Consider the following 23,743-nt stretch of genomic DNA (forward strand, 5'->3'; position numbering starts at 1 on the left):
ACGCGAAAGTCACTGGCTACTGAGGTTTACTGTCGCTATGCTGGCGGCTGTTATCCGGCGCTTGTGCACGTTACGGGAAATAAGCTGTCAATATGCGAATGAGCGCATCACGATTTCTGCTGTCTGTCATCACAGCCCTGAGTCTACTTGCCTGTGGCAGCGGCGAGTCAAATGTCGTGCAGGGCAACCGCGAGGGTATTCTCCACGTCGGCAACGGCACTGAACCGCAGGGGCTCGATCCCCATGTAGTGACCGGCATTCCCGAGAGCAATATCGTCAAAGCACTGTTCGAAGGATTGGCCGTCAAGGACCCACATACACTGGAATCTGAGCCCGGCGTCGCACAGAGCTGGGATATCAGCGACGACGGACTGACTGTCACGTTCCATCTCAACCCCCAGGCCCGCTGGTCGAACGGCGACCCGATGACCGCAGAGGATTACATCTGGTCCTGGCAGCGAGCGCTGAGCCCCGCAATGGGGAACCAGTACGCGTACATGCTGTATCCGCTGGTCAATGCGGAAGCCTTCGCGACAGGAAAACTGAATGACTTCAGCAAGGTCGGCGTAAAAGCACTCGATCCTCTCACGCTACAGGTCACACTGAACGCACCGACGCCCTATTTCATACAACTGATGGATCACTACAGCACTTTCGCAGTTCACCGGCCCACGATCGAAAAGTTCGGCAAGGCGACCGACCGCTTCACGCCCTGGACGCGTGTAGACAACATCGTCGGCAATGGCCCCTTCCGGCTGAAGGAATGGAAGTTGAACCGCCGGATCATTGTCGAAAAAAGCGACACCTACTGGGGTCGGGACAACGTGGCGCTCAACGGCATCGAGTTTTACCCGGTGGAGAATATCGCTAGCGAGGAACGCATGTTCCGTGTTGGGCAGTTGCATTACACCAACAGCATCCCGCTGGACAAAATCCCGGTGTACCGCGCGATGGAAAACAGCCCGTATGCCAATGCGCCCTATCTCGGCACATACTATTACCTTCTCAATACCAATGAACCGCCGCTCGATGACGTGCGAGTGCGTCGGGCCCTCTCACTGGCGGTGAATCGACAGTTACTCAATGACAGCGTTTTGCACGGCACTAACGTCCCGGCCTATGGCATCACGCCACCGGGTACGCTGGGCTACCAACCGCCGAAAATTTTCGAGTACGATGTCGCGCGCGCCCGCCAACTGCTGGCAGAGGCAGGCTATCCCAACGGCGAGGGCTGGCCGGGGCTGGAACTGATCTATAATACCAGCGAAAGCCACCTCAAAATCGCTGTCGCTTTACAGCAGATGTGGAAAGACGCTCTGAACATTGACGTGACACTGGCCAACCAGGAGTGGAAGGTGTATCTCGACTCTGTCGACCAAATGGATTTCCAAATGGCGCGTCGCGGCTGGATCGGGGATTACGTCGACCCGAATAATTTCCTCGACCTGTTCCTGTGCAATGGCGGCAATAACAGCACCGGCTTTTGCGACCCGGTCTATGACGACATGATCACGCAGCAGGCACCGCGCGCCAAAACACGCGAGGAGCGCTATGCGATTTTCAAAGCCGCAGAAACTCGACTGATGGAACAGATGCCCATCATTCCGATCTACACCTATACCAGCAACCATCTGATTCACCCGAGCGTGCAAGGCATGCCGTCCAACCTGATGGATTACGTAAACTACAAGTACGTCGAGCTCGACGGCGACACACAGACGGCGCAATAGCATGTGGCGGTTTATCGGTTTTCGTGTGCTGCAATCCATTCCGGTACTGCTGGTGGTTATCACCGTCACGTTCTTTCTGGTGCGCATCGCACCGGGCGGGCCGTTCTCTAGCGAGAAAGCCGTGATTCCCGAAGTGAAAGCTGCGCTGGAAGCTCAGTATCGCCTGAACCTACCGATGTTTGAGCAATACACCGCCTACCTAGGCGATCTGGCGCAGGGCGATTTGGGTCCATCTTTTAAATACCCGGGACGCAGTGTCAACGAGTTAATCGCCGCCGGTTTTCCCGTCACCGCAGAGCTTGGTCTGTACGCGCTATTGGTAGCCATCAGCATCGGCGGCATCGCCGGTGTCATTGCCTCACTACGGCGCAATACAGCACAGGACTATATCCCGATGTCGGTGGCGATGATCGGTATCTGCGTGCCCTCTCTGCTGATGGGTCCAATACTGATACTCGTCTTCGGCATCTATCTGGAGTGGCTGCCGGTGTCGGGCTGGGGTGACACTCCCGGTGACAAGATACTGCCTGCCATCACGCTGGGTTCCACCTATGCCGCCTACATCGCCAGACTGAGCCGCGCCGGTATGCTGGAAGTGATGTCGCAGGATTACATCCGCACGGCGCGCGCCAAGGGCCTGCCCGAATGGCGGGTGGTGGTGGGGCACGCATTGCGCGGCGGCATGATTCCCGTGGTCGCGTTCCTTGGCCCGGCGTTTGCCGGCCTGCTGTCGGGCTCATTTGTTGTAGAAACCATTTTCCAGATTCCGGGCCTCGGGCGCTTCTACGTGCAGGCGGCGTTTAACCGCGACTACACAATGATTCTCGGCGCGACCGTGTTTTTGGCCACGCTGATTGTGGTATTCAACCTGCTGTCCGACATCCTCGCAGCCTGGATGAACCCCAGGTTGCGCAGCCAGTACGGAGAAGGCTAGATGAGTACGCCAGTGATCACCGATATAGCCCAGGCCGAACAGGGCACCTCACTGTGGCGCGACGCCTGGTTGCGCTTGCGGCGCAATCGTCTGGCCGTGTTTGGCCTTACCGTACTGACATTCTTCGTACTCATCGCGCTACTCACGCCCTGGATTGCACCCTACGGGTATGCGCAACAACAACTGGAACTGGGCGCCACGCCGCCGTCAGCACAGCACTGGCTGGGCACGGACATCTACGGACGCGATCTGCTCACGCAAATTATGTATGGCGGCCGTATTTCCCTGGCCGTCGGCTTTATCGCCACAGCGGTAGCGCTGCTGATTGGCGTGACCTGGGGCGCAGTGGCCGGTTACGCTGGCGGCAAAGTGGACGCTGTGATGATGCGGCTGGTGGACATTCTCTATGCCCTGCCCTTCATGATATTTATCGTGTTACTGATGGTTGTGTTCGGGCGCAATATGCTGCTGCTGTTCCTGGCCATCGGCGCCGTGGAGTGGCTGACAATGGCGCGTATCATGCGCTCCCAAGTGCAGTCATTGCGGCAGCAGGAATTTGTGGAGGCGGCGATTTCTCTGGGCCTGTCACCGGCCACCATTATCCGCCGCCATCTTGTGCCGAACGCACTCGGCCCGATTATCGTATACACCACATTAACCATTCCCAGCGTGATGTTGCTGGAGGCATTTCTCAGTTTTCTCGGCCTGGGCGTACAGCCACCGCAAACCTCATGGGGGTTGCTGATTTCCTACGGCGCCGAGTCCATGGAAGAGTACCCCTGGCTGCTGCTATACCCCGGCCTGGCCTTGACACTGACCCTCTTCTCCCTGAATTTCCTCGGCGACGGCCTGCGCGATGCGCTCGACGTACGCGGCGCGAAGGACTGACACATGCTGACCGTTGAAAATCTGGGCGTCAGTTTCGTCACCCGCATGGGCACCAACAAAGCGGTGGACAATATCAGCTTCACCGTGGAGACGGGAAAAATCACTGCGATAATCGGCGAGTCGGGCTCGGGAAAATCTGTCGCCTGCTACAGCCTGCTCGGGCTCGTGCCACAGCCTCCCGGACGTATCGACAGCGGGCGCGCACTGTTTCACGATCAGGACCTGCTGCAAATGAAACCGGAAGCGCTGCGCAAGATTCGCGGTCGCGATATTGCGATGGTCTTCCAGGACCCGATGACCTGCCTCAACCCGTACATGACAGTCGGCAAGCAACTGATGGAGCCCCTGCTGTATCACCACAAGGTCAGTACTGAGCAGGCGCGTGCGCGGGCCCTGGAGTTGATGGAAGAAGTGGGCCTGCGTGATCCTGCGACCACCTTCGACAACTACCCGCACCAGTTCTCCGGTGGCATGCGCCAACGCATCATGATTGCGATGGCGCTGATCAATGAGCCACAACTGCTGATCGCGGACGAACCCACCACCGCACTCGACGTCACTATTCAGGCGCAGATTCTCAAGCTGCTGGCCTCACTGCAAAAAAAACATGATATCAGTGTGCTGTTTATCAGCCACGACCTCGCGGTAGTCGCCGACATCGCAGACCAGATCGTAGTGATGCAGGAGGGCCGCATCGTCGAAACGGGCAACCGAGACGACATCTTCCGCAACGCTCAACACCCCTACACCAGGAAACTGTTAAACGCGATTCCTCGCGGTGGTAAGCCGGTGGAACTGCCGGTTTCAGAACCGCTGGTGACAGTGCGGAATCTCTGCACCTGGTTCCATTCCGGCAAAGCACCAGTAAAAGCCGTAGACGATGTCAGCTTCGATATATTGCGCGGCGAAGTCCTGGGTCTTGTCGGCGAATCCGGCAGTGGCAAATCGACGATTGGCCGCTCGCTGCTACGCTTGGTACCTGTCACCTCAGGGCAGGTAGAGTTCGACGGCATCGACGTCACAGCACTGCGCGGACGCGAGCTGAAAAACATGCGACGCAGAATGCAGTTTATTTTCCAGGATCCCTTCGCCTCGCTGAATCCGCGAATGACGGTATACGACACACTGGCTGAGCCGCTGTTACTACACAGCCTGGAAACTCGCAAAACGGTGGGCGCACACGTGCTGCGCTTGATGGACGATGTCGGCCTGGCCCGTGCTTTCGTGCGCAAATATCCTCACGAGTTTTCCGGTGGTCAACGCCAGCGCATCGCGATTGGCCGTGCACTCGCGACCAGGCCGGAATTTGTCGTCGCAGACGAACCGGTATCGGCGCTGGATGTAACCATTCAGGCGCAAGTACTGGAACTGATGCGGGAACTGGGGAGAGAATACGGCCTTACCATGCTGTTTATCTCTCATGACCTGGCGGTAGTTCGCCAGTTGGCGGATCGCATAATCGTGCTGAACAAAGGCCAAGTGGTAGAGCAGGGGCGCACCGAGGACTTGTTTGTGCGACCGCAACAATCATATACGCAGCAGTTATTGCAATCGATACCTGGAGGGGCATTAATGGACATCAATAGCACTGATGCCAGTTAGAGTGCACTGTAGTAACACCCAATGATAAAGCGTAGTTCCCTGGTTGCCTCGCGCTCTCCGGGGCGAGATATTCTTCACCAATTCACCGCAGCCACTAAAGATCAGTGCCGATAGGCGTAGTCGAGCGTAATTCAATGCCTGAACCAGATCCATTGCACATCATGACATTTGCAACACCGGAAGATCTCGCCGCGTGGCTCAAGGTGAATCACTCAACTAAGCGCGAATTGTGGGTGAAAATATTCAAGGTGCATTCAGGCGTTAAGAGTGTTAACTGGAATGATGTGGTGATAGAGGCACTATGCTGGGGCTGGATTGACGGTGTAAAAAAATCAGTCGATGAGCAGACCTATCTTCAGCGAATCACCCCCAGAACATCGCGCAGCAACTGGTCTAAAAGGAACACAAAACATGTTGAACGTTTGACAAGCGAAGGCCGCATGCAGGAAGCAGGCCTTGTGCATGTTCGTGCAGCGAAAGCGGATGGCCGCTGGGAAAAGGCCTATGTGGTAAGTGAAATAGAGGTGCCAGGTGATTTCCTGGCAGCACTGGAGAATCAGCCTCAAGTAAAACAGTTTTTTGACACACTGAATAAATCGAGTCGTTACGTTATCGCCTACGGCTTAACAAGTGCAAAGAAGCCCGAAACCAGGCACAGGCGATTTACAAAGTATATGACGATGCTTGCCAATCAGGAAAAGCCCCAATAAAGAGTGGTCGGCGTACAGAGTCGGCGACTGCAATCCAGAACCCTGTCCCTTGCGTCATAACCATGGCCGAGCAATTTTGACAGCAGCCTAAGTGCACGCTAAAAGACTCACCGAGTATTCACGCATACACATTTCGGAAATCGACGCACCGACTGCCCGAACTCCCCAGCGCTCACTATCTTGATCAATGTGAGCATGAAAAACCAGAAAGAATGACATTTGAAGGTGACTGATATATAAGTAGTTGTTCACGCAAGGGGTGGTTGCAATGCCAGTACAGATCACAGTTGCTGTATGTTACTCCACCGCAAGAATTAGCTGTCCTGTGGCACGAACTTAATATCGCGAGGAAATCCGATGTTAACTCCTTATGTAGTTGTCTTGGTCTGGATCGTCAGTGGTGGTATTGCATGGCGAGTGGCTACTAACCGCAGTGGCAACGGACTACTATGGACAGTCATCGGCCAGGTATTTGGTCCCCTGTCCCTCCCGTTCGCTTTTCTTGTCAAGCCCCAAGCGTCGTAAATGTTTATGCCCGACCTGTTCCCAGCTCGGAATATTTTCGAGCAGTACGCTGCCGACAGCAGGTAAGTCCCGATGATCACGCTCAGGGAATTTGTTCCAAGCGATTCAGCTTCGCTTGTATCACTTCTGAACAATCAGAATGTGACCAGATATCTCTCGACCCGAATGCCCTGTCCCTACTCCGAAAGTGATGCGGATTGGTGGATTTCCACCGGCAGCAAGAATGGCCTCATCAGAGCCGTAACGGTTGGAGAAAATCTTATAGGATGTGTAGGGGCCGAACCTGGTTCCTTTGAAGAATCCAGGAGCGCAGAAATCGGTTATTGGATTGGCGAGCCATATTGGGGCTGTGGCTACGCTACAACAGCTCTTCAACAACTCACCAATATGATTTTTTCTGACACTGATATCGTTCGAATTGTCGCGCCTGTCTTTAGCCCGAACATGGCATCGATGCGAGTTCTGGAAAAAAGCGAATATGAACTGGAAGGGATTTTTCGAAAAGGCTGTTATAAAGACGGGCGCTATTATGATAAACATATCTTTGCCAAAGTACACTCATAGCAGACTCATTCAATGTCACATCCCGCTGGATCCCCCTATCGGTCGGCACAGTATTTGAGACTTATACGCGAACGCGAAAACGAGAAGCAGCAGTAATTGAAGAATATTCCCTCCGCCTCTTTTAACCCACCCCACTACCCTTTGGATGCAAACATGAAATTTCCCTATATTCGAACTGTTCAAATCACATCATATCTACTACTAGCGCTGGCAGTTACGCAGGGACTTTATACCGCTCTCCATATCGCCGAGGTTAGCGTTCCACGGCAACTACTATGGGGTCTCGAAAGTCTTCTATTCACCATTCTTATAGCGTTTGCCGGAGCTGCGATGGTGCAGGCCAAACACTATCAGGTGGGATGGTCTGCGATTGCATTCAGTGCGGTACTCAACCTGGTGCAAGTAAGCGTTGGTCTAACCATGTTCGGGCCCTTTCGAGAGGCCGCCAGTCAGCTTGAGGCACTTGGACCTATGGCCGGGGCAGTCGTTGCCCTATCCTTTATGATCTATTACGCGGCAAAACTCCTGCTGGGCTTTGCCGCACTCATTTTCGGGGTTGCCAAGATGTCCGGGGGAGCCAAGTCATTGGGGGGACTAACTGCGCTGGTTGGTGTTGTTGCCATGTTAGCCAATGCGATTTTGATTATGTTTGGTCGGGATGCTTTTTTACCTTCCGCAGTAGCTGGGGCATCGGGCGTCCTCGCAACCTTGCTTCTCGCACTATGCTTAACGAGTGTTGCTCGCGAAGACTAACGGTTGATAGAGAAGAGCCCTGGACTCCAGCGCACAAGTGATGTGACTACAACAGTAAGACTATGAAAGCAGAAGGGAACATTAATGAACCAGTTTGACTTGCTCATAGATTTTCACAAAGGCAGTCAACGGCAAGGCCCTGGAGGTATTGCAGCGACAGAACAGGCGATGAATATCGCCGGCCTGAGTGAGTTTACGCCATTGACCATTGCCGACATTGGCTGTGGCACAGGAGCCTCAACGCTGGTATTAGCTCGTCAGTTAAACGCTAAAGTTACAGCAGTAGACTTCTTTCAGGAATTTTTGGATGTCCTAGCTTCACGCGCACAGAGTGAGGGTGTCGAAGACAAAATCACTCCGCTTCGCGCAGCAATGGAGCAACTGCCGTTTGATAAGGAGGAGTTCGATGTTATCTGGTCTGAGGGCGCCATCTACAACATCGGTTTTGCAAAGGGCATCGCCGATTGGAAGCGCTATCTTAAGCCCGGTGGGCTGCTTGTTGCCTCAGAGATTACCTGGCTTACAGAAGAGCGCCCCAACGAGCTTCAAGATCACTGGAACAATGAGTATCCCGAGATAGATACGGCATCAGCAAAGATCAAGCTGCTCGAAGAGAACGGCTATACACCTATCGGGTATTTTGTCCTGCCAAAACATTGCTGGCTCGATAATTACTACGAGCCAATGCGCATGAATTTTGATGCCTTTCTGAGCCGGCATAGCGATAGCGCAGGGGCTCGCGCAATCGTTGAGGCGGAGCGCCACGAAATGGCACTGTACAAGGAATATGAAGCGTATTTCAGCTACGGTGTGTATATCGCCAGGAAGACCAATGCGTAAACGTCAGCTATTATTTGAATGGGAGGCTCAGAAAAGGCGGAGACTAGTAGTCGTTGCACTGTCTCACCACAAGAGGCCCTGAAAGCACGCAGCGATTAAGCTGCCAAACAACCGGGTTCTAGCGGATACACAATGACCCAACACGAATACATATTTGTCACCGTCTCAATTGTGATTGGCCTCGCGATCACGCGCCTGCTGCACGTTATCGGCGATTTGATCCGCTACCATCATCGGGTCAAATTCCACTGGTCAACAGCGCTCTGGGGCATGAGCGTAATGACCTTCATCCTCCAGTTGTGGTGGATCGGGTGGGGATTGAGGAATTTCGATGGATGGTTATTTTTCCATTTTCTAATTCTGATTCTCGCATCAATCTGTATCTATGGTGCCGCTGAAATGGCGCTTCCTGATCCGGATGACGGACAGTTCGACATGCTGGAACACAGTCAGAGCCTGGGGCGCTTTTCGGCAATGTCGATGTTGATTTACTTCCTGATCGGCCCCTACGTCAACATTTTTATGTTTCAGAATCCGGTAGGGTTATCGATTGCGATTCCGGCGGCAGGTATAGCGTTGATGATTATGGTGATTGCCATACCGCGCTGGTTCAAAGGCATTTCCATCATCTTTGGCTTGTACTCGATGGCGGTGTTATACCTTACCGCATAGACTTTGCACGAATGGGCACAAACTTGCGTGAGATGCTGTCTGACCGGCACAACAGGCCATGACAAAAGCCCGTAGCTTCGTGGCAGTGCCAATTACTGCGTAGGATAAATCTCCATCCAGTGATACAGCATCAGGTCACTCAGCTTGTTACGCTGCTCGATAGTGAGTTTTTGCTTGTTGCCCAGCAGCACACCTCTCATACAAAGGGTTCTGACCGGCTCGTTGGGTTCCGGCATAGCGAGTTTCATAGTGCGGTAGATCTGGCTGCCGTTCCACATACTCTGCATAAACATTTCATCGTTCAGTTCCACAAAACGGTACTGATCACTGTTCGCCAGTGCGTAATCGACTTCAGCCGAGTGCGCTCGCGGGCGGTGTACCACCATCACAGCATCCACCTGAGCTTCGGGCGAGTTCATCTTCTGCATGGCTTGCAGCGTGTCGCCATAGACCACGCTGATATCACCCATACCGTCTATTTCACTTTGCATGTAGTCGAACGTTGAAGCCACTCCGCTGGTGGGGCTGGAAATACCCAGACGCAGATTGGTCGCCGCACGAAGGTCTTCCTCATCGCGAACCTTGCTGTCGACACCGGTGACAATAAACACGCACTCCTGGCCGATGCTTTCCATTAACTCCAGCTTTTCAACCTCCCCGGGGCGGTCATCCAGATAGGATTGAGCAGCGTCCGCCTGGGTAAACGCCAGATTGACCAGGCTGGCATCGTCCAGAAGCTTCTCAATGTTCTCCAGCGAGCCTGAACTGGGTACAACCTCCACCGCCAGCGCGACTCGTTTGGCGGCTACTGACTGCAAGCGTTTCGCCGCGCTCCAGTACCCGCCTCCCTCCTGGCCTGAGCTCAACACTACAAGATCAGTGACAGGCTCATCACCAGGCTCCTGGGCGGAGAGAGAAACCGATGCGCCCAGTGCCAACAGGCAGACCAACAGCGTTCGGGGAAACAGACGATCCATAAGCATTCCGGTGATTAGTCGCAAACAGTGCTATCAAGCCTAGCAGGGGCTGTGATCCGGGGAAAGTGCCAGATAGTGCAGGAGGCTCGCGGCAGCGACCTTAACCCACCTTCTTCTGCTGGACAGGTGAGGACCGCAGTACCTCCTGAAAGGGGAGCAGCCCAGAAGTAACCAGACGGATGTACACTTCCAATTGCGTAGACGCTTCCAGTTCCTCCTGAAAAGGGCCCACCGTATCGCCTTCACGGGTTCTGAAAAACCAGTTTCCCTTGTCCATAAACATACGATTTGTACGGGAATTTGCCTCAGGGTTACTGTTGTTTAGCTGAGTCATTTTGGCCGCTCCGATAGCTTCCACGTTGTTTTGTTTACCTACTATAGACGCGGTTCGATGGAACTGAAGCGCGAACTGTGCGCCAAGTCTCAGAACACACAATATTACCAATATGGGTCATAGTCGGAAGGCGGATGTGCCAGATTTGGCATGGGAGCAATGTCGGCGACTGACAGCACACTGGTGCAGGATGCTCTTGGCACCCACGCGTTTCCTGTGCCACCCGTCGCCCGACTTGGGGGTATCTGGCTTACCCGACACATGATCGAATAAGACAGGAAAATATCAGCTTTGATGCTATTGAGATACGCACCGGAAACGGGGAGTATAACCAGTCTTTGCGCTCAGTGATGATCACGATTCTGCGGCTTTCTGGCCTCTATCGTCATTGCTGCACGCAGCGAGCGCGGCACACTATTGCCATCGGGAGGAGAGACACGAATGAGCTACAACTACGATCCGGAGCTGGCGCAGATGCTGGAATTGCTGCCAGACACTCCGCTGACGATGAGCGACCCGCAACAGGCCAGAAGCAATTTTCAGGACATGGTATCCTCCCTGAACGCCGACCTTGATACCAGCGGCGTTGACATTGAAGACCGGGGAATTCCGGGGCCAGCGGGCGCACCCGAAGTGCCCGTGCGCATCTACACCCCCCAGGCCCTGTCCGGGCCGGTACCGGGGATACTGCATATTCACGGTGGCGGCTTTGTCATCGGTAACCTCGACAGCGAACACGGCACCTGCATCGCACTGTGCAGGGGATTGGGTGTGGTTATCGTCTCGGTGGACTACCGACTGGCACCAGAGACGCCCTACCCGGGAGGACTGGAAGATTGCTATGCCGCGCTGCAGTGGACGAGCGATAATGGCGCCGATCTGCAGCTTGACCCCGAGCGACTGGCGGTATTCGGGCAGAGCGCTGGCGGTGGGCTGGCAGCGGCACTTGCACTGCTGGCCCGGGACCGCAAAGGCCCGTCGATCTGCTTCCAGTATCTGGGCATACCCGAACTGGATGATCGCCTGCAGACGCCCAGTATGCAGCGTTTCGTCGATACGCCGATGTGGAACAAGCCCAATGCCGAACTCAGCTGGGATTTTTACCTGGGCGACCAGTACCAGCGCGGCGCGGACGATGTCCCCTATCACGCCGCCCCCGCCCGCGCCGAGGATTTGTCCGGCCTGCCACCAGCCTATGTAAACACCATGGAGTTCGACCCGCTGCGCGATGAGGGTGTGGAGTATGCACTCAAGTTGATGCGCGCAGGCATCGCCACAGAATTACACTCCTTTCCCGGAACGTTCCACGGCTCCAGTCTGTTTTCCTCTGCGCAAATTAGCCGACGCGAGTCCAGGGAAATGTTCACCGTACTGGGGCGCGCGCTACAGATCGCGGCTCAGGAATCAAATACCAATACCTAATAATTACTGGAGACACTATGACCACCGAAGCACTTCGCGAACAACCCCTCATGGCCCACCTGCTGATTGATGGGCTCAACCGCTACCACGATGAACCCTGCCTGTTTCTGGGCGACAAGGTAGCCAGCTATAGAGATGTGCGCGAACGCGCCAGCCAGATGGTACAAGCGCTGCAATCCAAAGGCCTTGGGGTCGGCAGCAGAGTGGCTGTCATTTCCGCCAACCGCCCGGAGGTGCTTGCAAACATCGCCGCGATGCAACTCACCGGATGTGTCGGTACGCCGCTGCATCCGCTGGGGTCGCTGGACGACCACGCCTATGTACTTGAAGCGGCCGAGGTGGAGACACTGATATTTGACGCCTCTGTGTTCGAAGAACTGGCAGGCGCCCTGAAAGCGCGCGTGCCGGGCCTCAAGAACCTGCTCGGCTTTGGCGCCAACGCTATAGGTGACGATTACCTTGCACTTGCGGATCAATTCTCGCCCAAGCCACTGGTCGCTCCAGACATCAAGCCCGACCAGGTCTCTTCCGTAAACTTCACAGGCGGCACCACCGGCAAGCCAAAAGGCGTGATGAGCACCTACAGCGTGACTGCGGCTATGACGCAAATTCAGCTGGCCGAATGGGAGTTCCCTGAAGAGGTCCGCATGCTGATGGCAACCCCATTGTCACACGCGGCGGCGGCCTTCTTTATTCCTGTGCTGCAGAAAGGTGGCGCTTTTTATGTGATGCAGGGGTTCAGCCCCGATGAGTTTTTCGACATGGTCGAACAACACAAAATTACCTGCACGATGCTGGTACCGGTGATGCTCTATTTCCTGCTCGATTCGCCGCGCTCCGCTACCGCTGACATGTCCAGCATGGAAACGATATTCTATGGCGCCTCACCCATGAGCCCTACCCGGCTTGCAGAGGGAATCACCAAGTGGGGCCAGATCTTCTACCAGTTTTTCGGCCAGTCCGAATGTCCAATGGTTATCGCCAATATGCGCAGGAAGGACCACGATCTTTCCAAACCGCATCGCCTTTCATCCTGCGGACGGCCCACGCCCTGGGTGCATATGAGCCTGCGTGATCCCGATGGCAATGAGGTAGCACCTGGTGAGGCTGGCGAGATTTGCGTGCGTGGCCCGCTAGTGATGAAGGGCTACAAAGACATGCCTGAACAGACTGCCGAGGCGTTCGCTGGCGGCTGGCTGCACACGGGCGATGTCGGCAAACTGGATGAGGACGGCTTCCTCTATATCGTCGATCGCACCAAGGACATGATTGTCACCGGCGGCTTCAATGTGTTCCCGCGCGAGGTGGAAGATGTGCTGGCCACCCATGAGGCCGTCGGTCAGGTGGTGGTGATCGGTGTGCCCGATGAACAATGGGGCGAGGCAGTGAAGGCTGTCGTAGTACTCAAGCCCGGCTTTGAGGGCAGTGATGAACTCACCGCCTCCATGCAGGCGCTGGTCAAGGAAGCCAAAGGGTCGGTCCAGTCGCCCAAGTCGATAGATTTTGTCGAGGGTATTCCGCTGACACCGGTAGGTAAGCCGGACAAAAAGGCTGTCAGGGCACAATACTGGACAGATAGTGAGCGCGGGGTGAGTTAGCGCAAGCTGTCATTCCGCTGTTTCGGGGCTACAATGTGTCCGGCCAACCGGCTTCGTTATGGACACTAGAGGGTTAACTCTCCATGCTTGAATCCAGTCCCGAGCAGTATCGCGGCCTCACCTATCCCTTCTCGCGCGGCGCCAGCCCGACACCAGGTGAGCCGCAGCAAGTTGCCGAGGGCGTCTACTGGGCGCGGTTTGCGATGCCCATGTCACTGGATCATATCAACCTGTGGCTGCTGGAAGACGAGGACGGCTGGACCGTGGTGGACACCTGCCTGGACATCCCCGGCGCACGCGACACCTGGGAACAGATCTTCAGCGGCTTCATGCAGGGCAAGCCGATCAAACGGGTCATCTGCACGCACCTGCACCCTGACCATGTAGGTCTGGCGGGCTGGCTGACCGAGCGCTTCGATTGCGATTTGTGGATGTCGCGCGAGGAGTTCCTGATGTGCCGCGCAATGAAGGCGGATACCGGGCGGGAGGCCCCAGAAGTGGCTATCCGCTTCTACCGGGCGGCCGGTTATGACGACGAGCAACTGGATCGGTACCGCAAAAAATTCGGCAACTTCGGCCGCGCCATTGCGCCGCTGCCGGACAGTTTCCGCAGACTGGCGGACCGGGAAACCATCACTATTGGAGGCAGGTACTGGCAGGTTATCATCGGCAGCGGACACTCCCCCGAGCATGCTACGCTTTACTGCCCGGCTCTCAAGCTGCTGATATCCGGTGACCAGGTGCTACCGAGGATCACACCGAACGTCAGCGTGTTTCCAACCGAGCCCGAAGGTAATCCGCTGAATGAATGGCTGCGTTCCAGCGCACGCCTGCGGGAAATGCTGCCCGATGACCTGCTAGTGCTCCCCGCCCATGAGGCGCCCTTCTACGGACTACACGTGCGCCTCAACCAATTGATCGAGGGCCATAAGAACGATCTATCGAGCCTGTTTAACCACCTTGAAAAGCCTCAGCGGGCCATCGATTGTTTCCCCGCCCTGTTTCGCCGCAATCCCGAGGGGGAATCACTGGGCTTTGCAACAGGAGAAACACTGGCACACTTGAACTGTTTGCTGGGCAGACGCAGGATCACCCGCACCACCGATGCACAGGGTGTGCATTGGTACCGGCAGAATCCCGAGACCGGGGACAGCGACTGACGGTTGACCCAATCAGGGGGCTACGTTAGCGCGGTTACCTTTGATGAGACTGCGGAATCGATCCAGTATCGATTCGAATTTGAAATCCTTGAACTCGCCAGCATCCATAAACAGGCCGTGCTCGGGGCAGAGTTCATACCAGATATGTTTTTGCTTGGGATCGGCAGACTTTTCCATTTCCTTGCCGCAGCGCGGGCAGTTGATATCAGAGTGGCTATCCCACTTCCACCCTTCCTTCGCATCACCGATATCTACCAGGTGACCATCCTTGATATCCTTCAACCGATAAACTTCATCCTCATCAAACCACAGCCCCATGCAATTGGTGCAGCGGTCAATGGTGATGCCCTCGTGAGTGATCTCCTCCATGCCGTGTTGGCACTTAGGGCATTGCAAGCTGTGTTTTGAAGCATCATATTCCATATTCACTTACTCCATCGCAATACGGGTTCTCATTATAGGCGCGAATGTGACAGTTGCCACCATAATCCTTGATCGGGTCGCCAAAGGCAACGGCTGGTGCTACCCGGCGATCTTGTTCAGGATCAGCAGTACGCTTTCACGATCGAGTAGCCTGGGCACCGGATAGGCACTGCCCTCCTTAATGGCCAGCTGGCAGATCGCGTCAAAATCCTCGTGCTTTATCACATCCATCTGCTCGGGAATGCCGACCTGCTCACGCAGGTCCTTCACCGCCTGAATAAACTTGCCGGCCAGCTCAGCAGGAGGCTCACCTTCGCGACCCACACCGATCAATACGGCCAGTTCCGCCAGACGCTGCTGCGCTTCGTCGCGACAGAATTCCAAAATATGCGGCAATACCAGCGCATTCGCCAGACCGTGTGGAATGCCATACTTTCCGCCCAACTGGTGAGCGATCGCGTGTACATTACCCACATTGACCTGGTTGATCGCGAGGCCGGCGTAATAGGCCGCCATTGTCATCGCACTGCGCGACTCGAGGTTCTTGCCATCGCTGCATGCGGTCGCAAGGTGCTCGAAGATCAATTTGACGGCCAGCCGGGCGTCCTCCAGCCGTGTGCCGCGGTCCCATACACCGATATACGCTTCGATGCCGTGGGTCAGCGCGTCCATTCCGGTGGCTGCCGTGATGTGCGGTGGCAGGCCTACAATCAGCTCGGCGTCCAGCGCGACCGCTGTGGGTAACAGGGCATCGCCCATGATGATGCTTTTTTCATGCGTCACCGAATCGGAAATGACCGCGCCCATTGTGGCCTCGGAGCCGGTTCCCGACGTGGTGGGAATGGCGTAAAGCTTGAGCACCGTATGCTTGATCTTGCCCATACCTACCCAATCGGTCGGCGAGGCATCACTGGTGGCCGCAGCAGCAATGATTTTGGCCGCGTCCATGGAAGAGCCGCCACCAATCGCCAGCACCACCTCGCTGCCCTGAGCTTTGGCAATCGCCGCACCCGCAGTGACCTGATCGAACGTGGGGTCAGGCAGTACGCCGTCGTAATAGGCGACATCCACATCCGCCGCCAGCAGTGCCGCAATGGCCTTGTCGACAACGCCGAGGTCGCGCAGTGGCTTGTCCGTTACCACCAGCACCTTTTTGACACCGGTGTGAATGATATGGTCGCACAGCTGGCGCGAACTGCCACTGCCGGCAAACGCGGTATGTCGCATTGGTGCCGAGAACCGGACAACCACGGTCATAATCATCAGAAGCAGGGCGTGCAGCTTTTTACGAAGGAACATTGGCATGGCTTACTCCAGCGGCTGGCGGATTCCCCGGATTGGAAACCCGGGAGGGCATACTAGCAAAAAAATACGGCCGCGCCTCTTTTTGGTGCTAGCGGAATCTCAGTGCGGCCGGCGTGCATATTATCAACAGTGCCGCGACTACCAGAATACCAGCAAGCGCCAGCATCACAACATCGTAGCTCCCGGTCTGGTCGAAGACATAGCCCGCCAGCGGTGCGCCGGTCAAACCCAGCGGCAGGAACAGAGGCATCTGCGCGCCGGTGACCTGGCTGATAATCGCGGAGTCGAAGTACCGGCTGTTTAAATACGAATGCATGGGAATAAACGCCCCATTGGCCGCCCCCAGCATCACCAGAGCGACTATGACTTGCCAAGTATCGACACAGAAATACAACAGCACCAGCCCGACGACCTGCATCAGCAGCAGAGCTGCCGCCAGCCACTTCACGGCGTTGCGAACGGCATCGCCCTGCCAGGCCAGGCAACTTTTGCCCATCAGGCCCGCGAAACCGGAGAGCGCCAAAAACCACCCGGCATCGGCAACACTGTATTCCCTGCCAAGAAAAAACGGCGGGAAAATGATGGACACCACTATCATGACATTCAAACCCAGAGCCACCGATAAGCCGATCAGCCAAAAAGCTCGGGTGCGATAGAAGGCCCTGTCGATGGGCACATCACTGGTGCTTGCCGTTTGCACCACTGCGCGCGGAGCTCCGGCAACAATCATCACCCACAGAATGACCAGTAACACTACAGCGAGTAACTGCAGGGCCTGGCGCCAGTTGAGGTATGCCAGCAGGCTGCCAATCAGCGGCGGCAATACCATTGCCGCCACACTGATGCCGATAGCGCCCAACGCGAGCGCCCGCGCTTCGCGGCCGGGATACAGCTTCACCAGCATGCCGTTGACGACCACCGGGCCGTACATCGACATACCCAGCGAGAACACCAGGAAACCCACCGCGACCCACAGTAAGGATGGTGCCGCACCAATGGCGATCAGTGCTCCCATCGAAAGACTGGCACCCGCCAACAGAATATTGCGAACCGGTAGCCGATCAGCCATCTTGCCGATCAGTGCGCCCAGAAATGCCGGCACCAGCAGCAGAGCGACCGGGCCGGTATTTAGCACAGCGGCGCCCACGCCGAACTCCTGCGACAGGGGGTCGACAAAGAACCCGTAAATACTCATAACACCGCTGCCGAACGCCATGCAGCACATGCCCGTGAGTGCGGGAAGCCAGGTTTTTATTGTTTGCATCTTGGCGACTTACGAACCCCCACCATTACGGGGAGGGTTCGTAATTGCTATTGCCAACCTCAGTCCCGCTTGGGCCCGCCGTTGGTGCCGGGCCAGCGTGAACCCGAGATCGTGTCAGCATACGGCAGGAATTTCTCCGCATCGAGCTGGCCAGCCAGCGTCATCTCGCGATCGAGGAAGGTCGGCCACCAGAGGTAGGATGCCAACTGCTCACGCATCGGCAACAGCGTCGTCAGCGGATCCCAGGGGCTGTCGCGCAGCGTCAACGTGCCTTCGACCTCTTCGCGCCAGGCTGTGCCGTACTCACTGCGCACACGTACCACATGCGGCGGAAAGTCAAAGCCAGTAGCGGGACCACCAACGCTGACCGCACGCGAATACTTCAGCCAAAACTCATTCTGCTGGAAGGGCTCGCCGGGATCGGATGGGCCTTTGGAAAAGCCCTGAAACTCAACGAAGGTATAGCCCTGATGGGTGCAACGCGCTTTGACCTGCGGCCCCAGACGATAGAACTCGGTAGTGCAGGGATACTTCGGTTGCCCGTTGGTTTCCTGGCTGACGAAAATCGCCGACTCCTGGTCGATGCCGTAACCGAGTGTATATTCACCTGCCACACCGTCATAGACAGCATCCACACTGGTGACGATGCCGTACTCGGGCTCATCGGGCACCGGGAAGTTATAGATGGTGAGATTGACGTTAGGCTCTGCGCCGGGCTCGATGCCGGGCGGCAACAACGCGGCAATTTTATCCGGGTCCGTCCGGTACTGGATTTTCAGCATGGGCCAATTGACGATATCGCCAGGGTTGCCCTGGGGTGCACTGGATTCATTACTCATTATCGTTACCTTGTAATAGTAGAGTGAATTGTCGTTGCTGGATTACGCACCCACCATATTGGGCACTGGGGTTTCACGGTTGAGAATCATCTCGGCGCGCGAGCGAATCTTGTCGTCGGTTTCAGGCGTGGTGGCCAACAGCCAGAAAGCGTCTTTCTTCAGTCCTGCCACTGCCATTTCCGCCACTTCGTCCGGGTGTGTGGTTTGCAACTCGATCCCGAACTCCTCGCACATTCTCTTCATATCTTCGACTGAACTGATGCCGGACTCATTGCCTTCGACATCTTTTTTCAGTTCCTCTGGCCGCACCCTGCCGGAGTTGAACAGACCGGTATCCACCACATGCGGGCCGGGAAATAATGCGCTGACTTTTACCGGGCTCTGCGCCGCTTGTACCTGGTAGTGCAGGTTCTCGGTAATGGCGTGCACAGCAGCCTTACTCGCCGTATAGATGGGCTGATCAGGGTAGACCAGCAGCGCGCCATTGCCGGAACCAGTCACCACAAAATGAGCTTCCTCGTTGCGAGCGACCAGTCGTGGCATGAAAGCACGAATGGAATTGATCACACCCCACATATTGACGTTAAAGCACCACTGCCAATCCTTTTCGGAGTAGTCCCACATCGCGCCCGACTCACCGGCACCGATGCCGGCATTGGCGAACACCAGGTCGATCTGCTTGAACACAGACTCGGCTTTATCCGCGAGATCGTTCAGGCTGTCCACCGAGGTCACATCACAAAACTCGACAATCGCCTCTATGTTTTCTGCCGCGAGGTCCTCGGCAATCTGTGCCATCGCGGTCTTGTCGACATCACCCACCGCTATTTTTGCCCCGAGCCGCCCCAGCGCAAACGCAAGAGAGCGACCGACACCGCTGGCACCGCCGGTAATGACTGCCACCTTATTATTGAAATCCTGCATTGTTACGCGATCTCCCGCTTGTCGTTGGAAGTGAGATAGAACTGGCGCACCCATTTGCGGAACATCACTAGCGTCTTGTCCTCCTTGCAAAATACGGGGCGGTGCTTGTGTACCTTGTTGGCCCAGATCGGATAGTCATCACTCAAGCCGGAAATAATTCCCTCCATAACATCGTCACCCACGGCATCTTCGATCTCGCGGCGAACAATCAGGGTCCAGCGCATCATCGTCTCATTACGATTGAGCGGTTGGGCGCTGTTATACATGATCATTTCGGCGCCGGGCCCATAGCTGGTGCGCACCATTGCAAATCCGGGGCTGTAGGTAGTGGCGTGCAAATGTCCGGGATAGTCCGCATCTGTCATTTCAGAGTGCAAGTGCATGGTTCGCCCGTCAGCATCAATAGTAACGTTGGAGTCGGGGACAGCCTTCTGGCCATGAACAAACTGAAAATGCACCGGATCACAGGAATTCTCGCAAATATCCTGCACATGCGCCGGCACCCTGTGCTCGGTATAACGCGGCGATGTCCAGTTTGGATCGCCCAGTTCGGGCAGTTCGGGCAGTGGCCACTGCGGGCCCGTATTCTCTGGGTGAAACCAGATGTACACCTCGCCGTTTTTCTCCTGTGTATGCCAGGTACGCAGTCGCGCGCGCTCGGGAATCTCATCGCAATAGGGAATTTCCACGCACTTGCCATCGGTGTCGTAGCGCCAACCGTGAAATGGACAGCGTACCGTCTCTCCCACGACTCGCCCCTTGTGCCCGAGGTGGGCACCCAGATGGGGGCAGAATGCATCCTGCACGACGGGCAGACCTGAACGGGTGCGATAGAGCACGAGTTCTCGATCAAATGCCTGCACTGGCTTGACCTCTCCCACCAGTAGTTCGTGCGATCGTGCAACGGAATACCACCCCATGGGGAAATCCGGGGTGGCATTGGTTTGGGATTCACATGCTTCTACGATTGTCATAGAACCTCTTGGAAAAATTATTCCTGTTACTGATGGATTAACTGAACAGCTCAACGGTTGGCCCAATGTCATCGGCCACGTTCTGCAGGTGCTGCCGGTCCAGCCCGTAGAACGCTATCGCATTCTCACCGAGAATTTTGCGCCCGTCAGCTTCTGGGAAGTTGCTGAAGTTGTCCTTGAAGTACTGCGCGGTATTCGGCCAGCTACCCTCAGGGTGGGGGAAATCGCTGCCCCACATCACTTTCTCAAGGCCGACTTCATCGCGCATATCGAGATCGGGACGCAACACACAGGAGGCGCCGATACCGATATTGCGTGCAAAATACTCGCTGGGTTTCAGCGACAGGTGTTTGCGGAAGTTGCCCAGCTTCGCGGAGATCTGCCCCTCGGTGTAATGGAAGTCCATCAGGCGCAGCCAGGACGGCAGCATGAACATCGTGCCGCCTTCAACAATCATCGTTTTAAGCCTTGGGAAGCGCTCGAACACACCGCCCCAGATCATGAAGGTCAGCGGGCGGTACAGCCACCACATCACTTCCGACACATAGATGCCCATCGCGCCGGGCATGTCGTCGCTCTTGTCCTCTACCGGAAAGCCCGCGCCGAAGTATTCCTGGTGTGGGGCTGGCCCCGAGTGAAAGTGAACAATCACTTCAAGCTCCTCACACAGCGCCCAGAAGGGGTCGTATTTCACGTGGTGATAGGCGTCATGCTCACCCCACAGCGTGGGGATCATCACCGCTCGCAGACCGTTGTCCACGCACCAGCGCACCGCCTCCACTGCCTGCTGTACATCCCACAACAGCGGAATCGAGGCCACCCCGATATGCCGGGCCGGGTCGTTGGCGCACCACTCGGCCAGCCAGCGATTGTGGGCCATGGCGCCGGCCCACTGCAGATCGGGCACCATGTCGCGCGGTGACAGGCCGAGACCGGCACCGAAGGGCGGCGTGTTTTTCTCGGTGATACCGTCCGGGAAAATGACCTCGGCGGCGATGCCATCTTTGGCCAGCATCTTCAGGCGCTCCTGATAATCCCAGGCGCCGGTCAATTCCTGCTGGATGGGCGCGCGCCAGGCATCGTTGATCTCCTTGATCAGGAAAGTGGACTCGGCTTTCTCCATCATATCGACAGTGATGGGCACAGCCATATCCATCATCTCGTGATACTTTTTCTCCACGTAGGGTTTGTAATCGGCTATGGGCAGGCCAGCGTGGCAATCCGTGGACACCACGATCAGACGTTCAGACATTCCAGTACCTTCGTTGCTGTTCGCTATATTGCTATTGTTCGGGAGCAGCCAATAGCTACCCAAATGAGCAATCTTGCACATTTGTATACAAAATAGTTTAATGGTTGAACGAATGCAATAGTCTTACGGAAATTTCATGGACACTGTACAGACACCCCTGGGGCGTCGCGAAAAACGCAAACTGGAGATCCGCGCCCGTATCGAAGAGGCGGCCTATCAACTGTTTCGGCAACAGGGCATCGAGGAGACCAGTATTGAACAGATCTGCGTGCAGGCCGATGTAGCCCGGCGCACCTTCTACGGCCACTTCCCCAACAAGCACGCCCTGCTCGGTGGGCTCGGTATCTCCCGGCTCTACGATCAGTTAGAGCCCATGCTGCGTCTGCTGATGGAGAACCACCAGACCACCCGCAACCGCCTCGAAGCTATGATCGACTACATCGAATCGAATTTTGCCGGCTACGATGATATCGACCGCCAGCTTATTCTCCTCGCCCCTTCCCTGTTCGCCGAGGACAGGGAGCGCCAGCGAGAAATCGGTGATTCCGCGATGAGCAGTTTTGTCCGGCTGATTGCAGCCGGCGTGGAACAGGGCGATGTGGAAACGGCGTTCTCTCCCGAAATTCTCGCCGCCATGGTCGTCGGCACACTCAATATGCTGACTATCAGTTGGGCCATGGACAGTGACTACCCGGTGTTCGCCAAGTTGGAAGAGGCCCGGGGCATGTTTGAACACCTGATCTGCAAAGACACCGCTTAAGACCTGTCCCGCCATTGCGAGTGCGTGGCAAGCGCGCCACCCTTGCCATCCTGTTTCACAATCGGAGAGCACACCATGGGACCACTTCAGGGCCTGACCATCTTAGAAATCGCCGGTATCGGACCGGGGCCTTTTGCCGCGATGCTACTCGCTGACATGGGCGCCAATGTCATCCGTGTGGAGCGTCCGGGCGGCAGTATGTTTGCCGCGGCACACAATCCCAAACTCGATTTTCTCAATCGCAACAAACGCTGCATCAGCGTCGACCTGAAGAACCCGGCCGGCGTGGACACAGTACTGAAGCTGTTGGAAAACGCGGATGCGCTGCTGGAGGGAAACCGCCCTGGCGTTATGGAGCGTCTGGGATTGGGACCGGATGTCTGCCTCGCCCGGAACCCCGCGCTGGTGTATGGACGCATGACGGGTTGGGGCCAGGAGGGCCCGATGGCAGGCGCGGCCGGACATGACATCAACTATGTCGCACTCTCCGGTGCACTACACCCGATAGGGCGCGCCGGCGAAAAGCCCGCAATCCCGTTGAACCTGGTCGGGGATTTTGGTGGTGGCGGATTGATGCTGGCCTACGGCATGGTCTGTGCGCTGCTTGAAACCAGGGTCTCAGGCGAAGGGCAGGTGGTGGATGCGGCGATGATAGACGGTGCCGCCACGCTAATGGCCAGCACCTTTGCCGCCAATCAGTCGGGCTTCTGGTCCGATGAACGCGGCACCAATTTGCTCGACTCCGGCGCGCATTTTTACGAGGTCTACGAAACGGCAGACGGCAAATACATTTCGCTGGGCTCCATCGAGCCGCAGTTCTACGCCGCACTGCTGGAAAAACTGGGCGAGGATGCGACGCATTTCGAAAACCAGTTCGACATGAAAAACTGGCCGGCGATGAAAGAACGCATGACGGCAATCATCAAACGCAAGGCACGCGATGAATGGGATGAAATATTTGACGGCGTGGATGTCTGTTACGCGCCGGTGCTGTCGATGCATGAAGTGCGGCATCACCCCCATCATCAGGCGCGGGAAACATTTGTAGACGATGGCGAGGTGTGGCAACCTGCCCCGGCACCGCGCTTCAGCCGCACACAGGCAGAAATTCATCGCAGCGCCGCGCGCATCGGCGAGCACAGCGACGAGATTTTACGTGAGTTCGGCTTTAGCGAGGAGCAGATCGAAGCATGCGTCGACAACGGTGCTGTCCATCGCTATTCGGCCTAGGCTAGACTAGGCCCTGCCCCGTGCGTGTGCAGCCATGCGGCAAAAGATAAAGGATGTACCCGA

The 23,743-nt window shown here is 56.2% G+C and carries 23 protein-coding genes; 14 read left to right on the forward strand and 9 right to left on the reverse strand.

Annotation, left to right across the window (positions count from 1 at the left end):
* The first annotated feature begins 98 nt into the window (after positions 1-98).
* From AC0L6S_RS15770 to AC0L6S_RS15810, 9 genes are all read left to right on the forward strand, one after another.
* Positions 99-1,730, forward strand: a complete 1,632-nt coding sequence (locus AC0L6S_RS15770; protein WP_473425062.1) for a peptide ABC transporter substrate-binding protein — start codon at positions 99-101, stop codon at positions 1,728-1,730.
* 1 nt (position 1,731) lies between these two features.
* A complete protein-coding gene (locus AC0L6S_RS15775; RefSeq protein WP_473425063.1) occupies positions 1,732-2,664 on the forward strand; it encodes an ABC transporter permease in 933 nt (310 codons plus the stop codon).
* Positions 2,665-3,552, forward strand: coding sequence for an ABC transporter permease (locus AC0L6S_RS15780; RefSeq protein ID WP_473425064.1), 888 nt, complete (start codon positions 2,665-2,667; stop codon positions 3,550-3,552).
* Between the two features lie 3 nt (positions 3,553-3,555).
* Entirely contained in the window at positions 3,556-5,154 is a 1,599-nt protein-coding gene (locus AC0L6S_RS15785; protein WP_473425065.1) for an ABC transporter ATP-binding protein, read from the forward strand.
* Positions 5,155-5,288: 134 nt separating this feature from the next.
* Positions 5,289-5,864, forward strand: coding sequence for a YdeI/OmpD-associated family protein (locus AC0L6S_RS15790; protein ID WP_473425066.1), 576 nt, complete (start codon positions 5,289-5,291; stop codon positions 5,862-5,864).
* A gap of 597 nt (positions 5,865-6,461) precedes the next feature.
* Positions 6,462-6,953 carry a GNAT family N-acetyltransferase gene (locus AC0L6S_RS15795; RefSeq protein ID WP_473425067.1) on the forward strand — a complete coding sequence of 164 codons (492 nt, stop codon included), beginning with the start codon at positions 6,462-6,464 and terminating at the stop codon, positions 6,951-6,953.
* Positions 6,954-7,106: 153 nt separating this feature from the next.
* Positions 7,107-7,706 (forward strand): thiamine biosynthesis protein ThiC, encoded by a 600-nt coding sequence (locus tag AC0L6S_RS15800; protein WP_473425068.1) that lies wholly within the window; start codon positions 7,107-7,109, stop codon positions 7,704-7,706.
* A gap of 84 nt (positions 7,707-7,790) precedes the next feature.
* Positions 7,791-8,546 carry a class I SAM-dependent methyltransferase gene (locus tag AC0L6S_RS15805; protein ID WP_473425069.1) on the forward strand — a complete coding sequence of 252 codons (756 nt, stop codon included), beginning with the start codon at positions 7,791-7,793 and terminating at the stop codon, positions 8,544-8,546.
* A 132-nt stretch (positions 8,547-8,678) separates the two neighbouring features.
* Positions 8,679-9,218, forward strand: a complete 540-nt coding sequence (locus tag AC0L6S_RS15810; RefSeq protein WP_473425070.1) for a hypothetical protein — start codon at positions 8,679-8,681, stop codon at positions 9,216-9,218.
* A 92-nt stretch (positions 9,219-9,310) separates the two neighbouring features.
* On the opposite strand, the gene AC0L6S_RS15815 is transcribed toward AC0L6S_RS15810, so the two are convergent.
* The gene (locus AC0L6S_RS15815; RefSeq protein WP_473425071.1) at positions 9,311-10,195 is read right to left on the reverse strand and encodes a TAXI family TRAP transporter solute-binding subunit; all 885 of its coding nucleotides are present in this window, start codon (positions 10,193-10,195) and stop codon (positions 9,311-9,313) included.
* A 100-nt stretch (positions 10,196-10,295) separates the two neighbouring features.
* Complete coding sequence (locus AC0L6S_RS15820; protein ID WP_473425072.1) at positions 10,296-10,529, reverse strand: DUF6316 family protein; 234 nt, start codon at positions 10,527-10,529, stop codon at positions 10,296-10,298.
* A 441-nt stretch (positions 10,530-10,970) separates the two neighbouring features.
* Between AC0L6S_RS15820 and AC0L6S_RS15825 the strand changes: the two genes are divergently transcribed.
* The 3 genes from AC0L6S_RS15825 to AC0L6S_RS15835 all read left to right on the forward strand — a co-directional run bounded on the left by AC0L6S_RS15825 (position 10,971) and on the right by AC0L6S_RS15835 (position 14,709).
* Positions 10,971-11,951, forward strand: a complete 981-nt coding sequence (locus AC0L6S_RS15825; RefSeq protein ID WP_473425073.1) for an alpha/beta hydrolase — start codon at positions 10,971-10,973, stop codon at positions 11,949-11,951.
* 17 nt (positions 11,952-11,968) lie between these two features.
* Positions 11,969-13,549, forward strand: coding sequence for an AMP-binding protein (locus tag AC0L6S_RS15830; RefSeq protein WP_473425074.1), 1,581 nt, complete (start codon positions 11,969-11,971; stop codon positions 13,547-13,549).
* 83 nt (positions 13,550-13,632) lie between these two features.
* The gene (locus tag AC0L6S_RS15835; RefSeq protein WP_473425075.1) at positions 13,633-14,709 is read left to right on the forward strand and encodes an MBL fold metallo-hydrolase; all 1,077 of its coding nucleotides are present in this window, start codon (positions 13,633-13,635) and stop codon (positions 14,707-14,709) included.
* 12 nt (positions 14,710-14,721) lie between these two features.
* Here AC0L6S_RS15835 and AC0L6S_RS15840 read toward each other — a convergent pair whose 3' ends face one another.
* From AC0L6S_RS15840 to AC0L6S_RS15870, 7 genes are all read right to left on the reverse strand, one after another.
* Positions 14,722-15,132 carry a zf-TFIIB domain-containing protein gene (locus AC0L6S_RS15840; RefSeq protein ID WP_473425076.1) on the reverse strand — a complete coding sequence of 137 codons (411 nt, stop codon included), beginning with the start codon at positions 15,130-15,132 and terminating at the stop codon, positions 14,722-14,724.
* Positions 15,133-15,231: 99 nt separating this feature from the next.
* Positions 15,232-16,437: an iron-containing alcohol dehydrogenase gene (locus AC0L6S_RS15845; RefSeq protein ID WP_473425077.1), complete on the reverse strand. Its 1,206-nt coding sequence runs from the start codon at positions 16,435-16,437 to the stop codon at positions 15,232-15,234.
* Between the two features lie 88 nt (positions 16,438-16,525).
* On the reverse strand, positions 16,526-17,701 hold the full coding sequence (locus AC0L6S_RS15850; RefSeq protein WP_473425078.1) for an MFS transporter: 1,176 nt from the start codon (positions 17,699-17,701) through the stop codon (positions 16,526-16,528).
* Between the two features lie 59 nt (positions 17,702-17,760).
* Positions 17,761-18,540, reverse strand: a complete 780-nt coding sequence (locus tag AC0L6S_RS15855; RefSeq protein ID WP_473425079.1) for an acetoacetate decarboxylase family protein — start codon at positions 18,538-18,540, stop codon at positions 17,761-17,763.
* Between the two features lie 42 nt (positions 18,541-18,582).
* Positions 18,583-19,464 (reverse strand): SDR family NAD(P)-dependent oxidoreductase, encoded by an 882-nt coding sequence (locus tag AC0L6S_RS15860; protein ID WP_473425080.1) that lies wholly within the window; start codon positions 19,462-19,464, stop codon positions 18,583-18,585.
* Positions 19,465-19,466: 2 nt separating this feature from the next.
* Positions 19,467-20,438: a Rieske 2Fe-2S domain-containing protein gene (locus tag AC0L6S_RS15865; protein WP_473425081.1), complete on the reverse strand. Its 972-nt coding sequence runs from the start codon at positions 20,436-20,438 to the stop codon at positions 19,467-19,469.
* A 37-nt stretch (positions 20,439-20,475) separates the two neighbouring features.
* Positions 20,476-21,690, reverse strand: a complete 1,215-nt coding sequence (locus AC0L6S_RS15870) for an amidohydrolase family protein (RefSeq protein WP_473425082.1) — start codon at positions 21,688-21,690, stop codon at positions 20,476-20,478.
* Positions 21,691-21,826: 136 nt separating this feature from the next.
* On the opposite strand from AC0L6S_RS15870, the gene AC0L6S_RS15875 reads away from it, so the two are divergent.
* Positions 21,827-22,450 (forward strand): TetR/AcrR family transcriptional regulator, encoded by a 624-nt coding sequence (locus tag AC0L6S_RS15875; protein WP_473425083.1) that lies wholly within the window; start codon positions 21,827-21,829, stop codon positions 22,448-22,450.
* A 75-nt stretch (positions 22,451-22,525) separates the two neighbouring features.
* Complete coding sequence (locus AC0L6S_RS15880) at positions 22,526-23,680, forward strand: CaiB/BaiF CoA transferase family protein (RefSeq protein WP_473425084.1); 1,155 nt, start codon at positions 22,526-22,528, stop codon at positions 23,678-23,680.
* Positions 23,681-23,743: the final 63 nt, after the last annotated feature.

This window comes from Halioglobus sp. D3-4 (assembly GCF_055809315.1).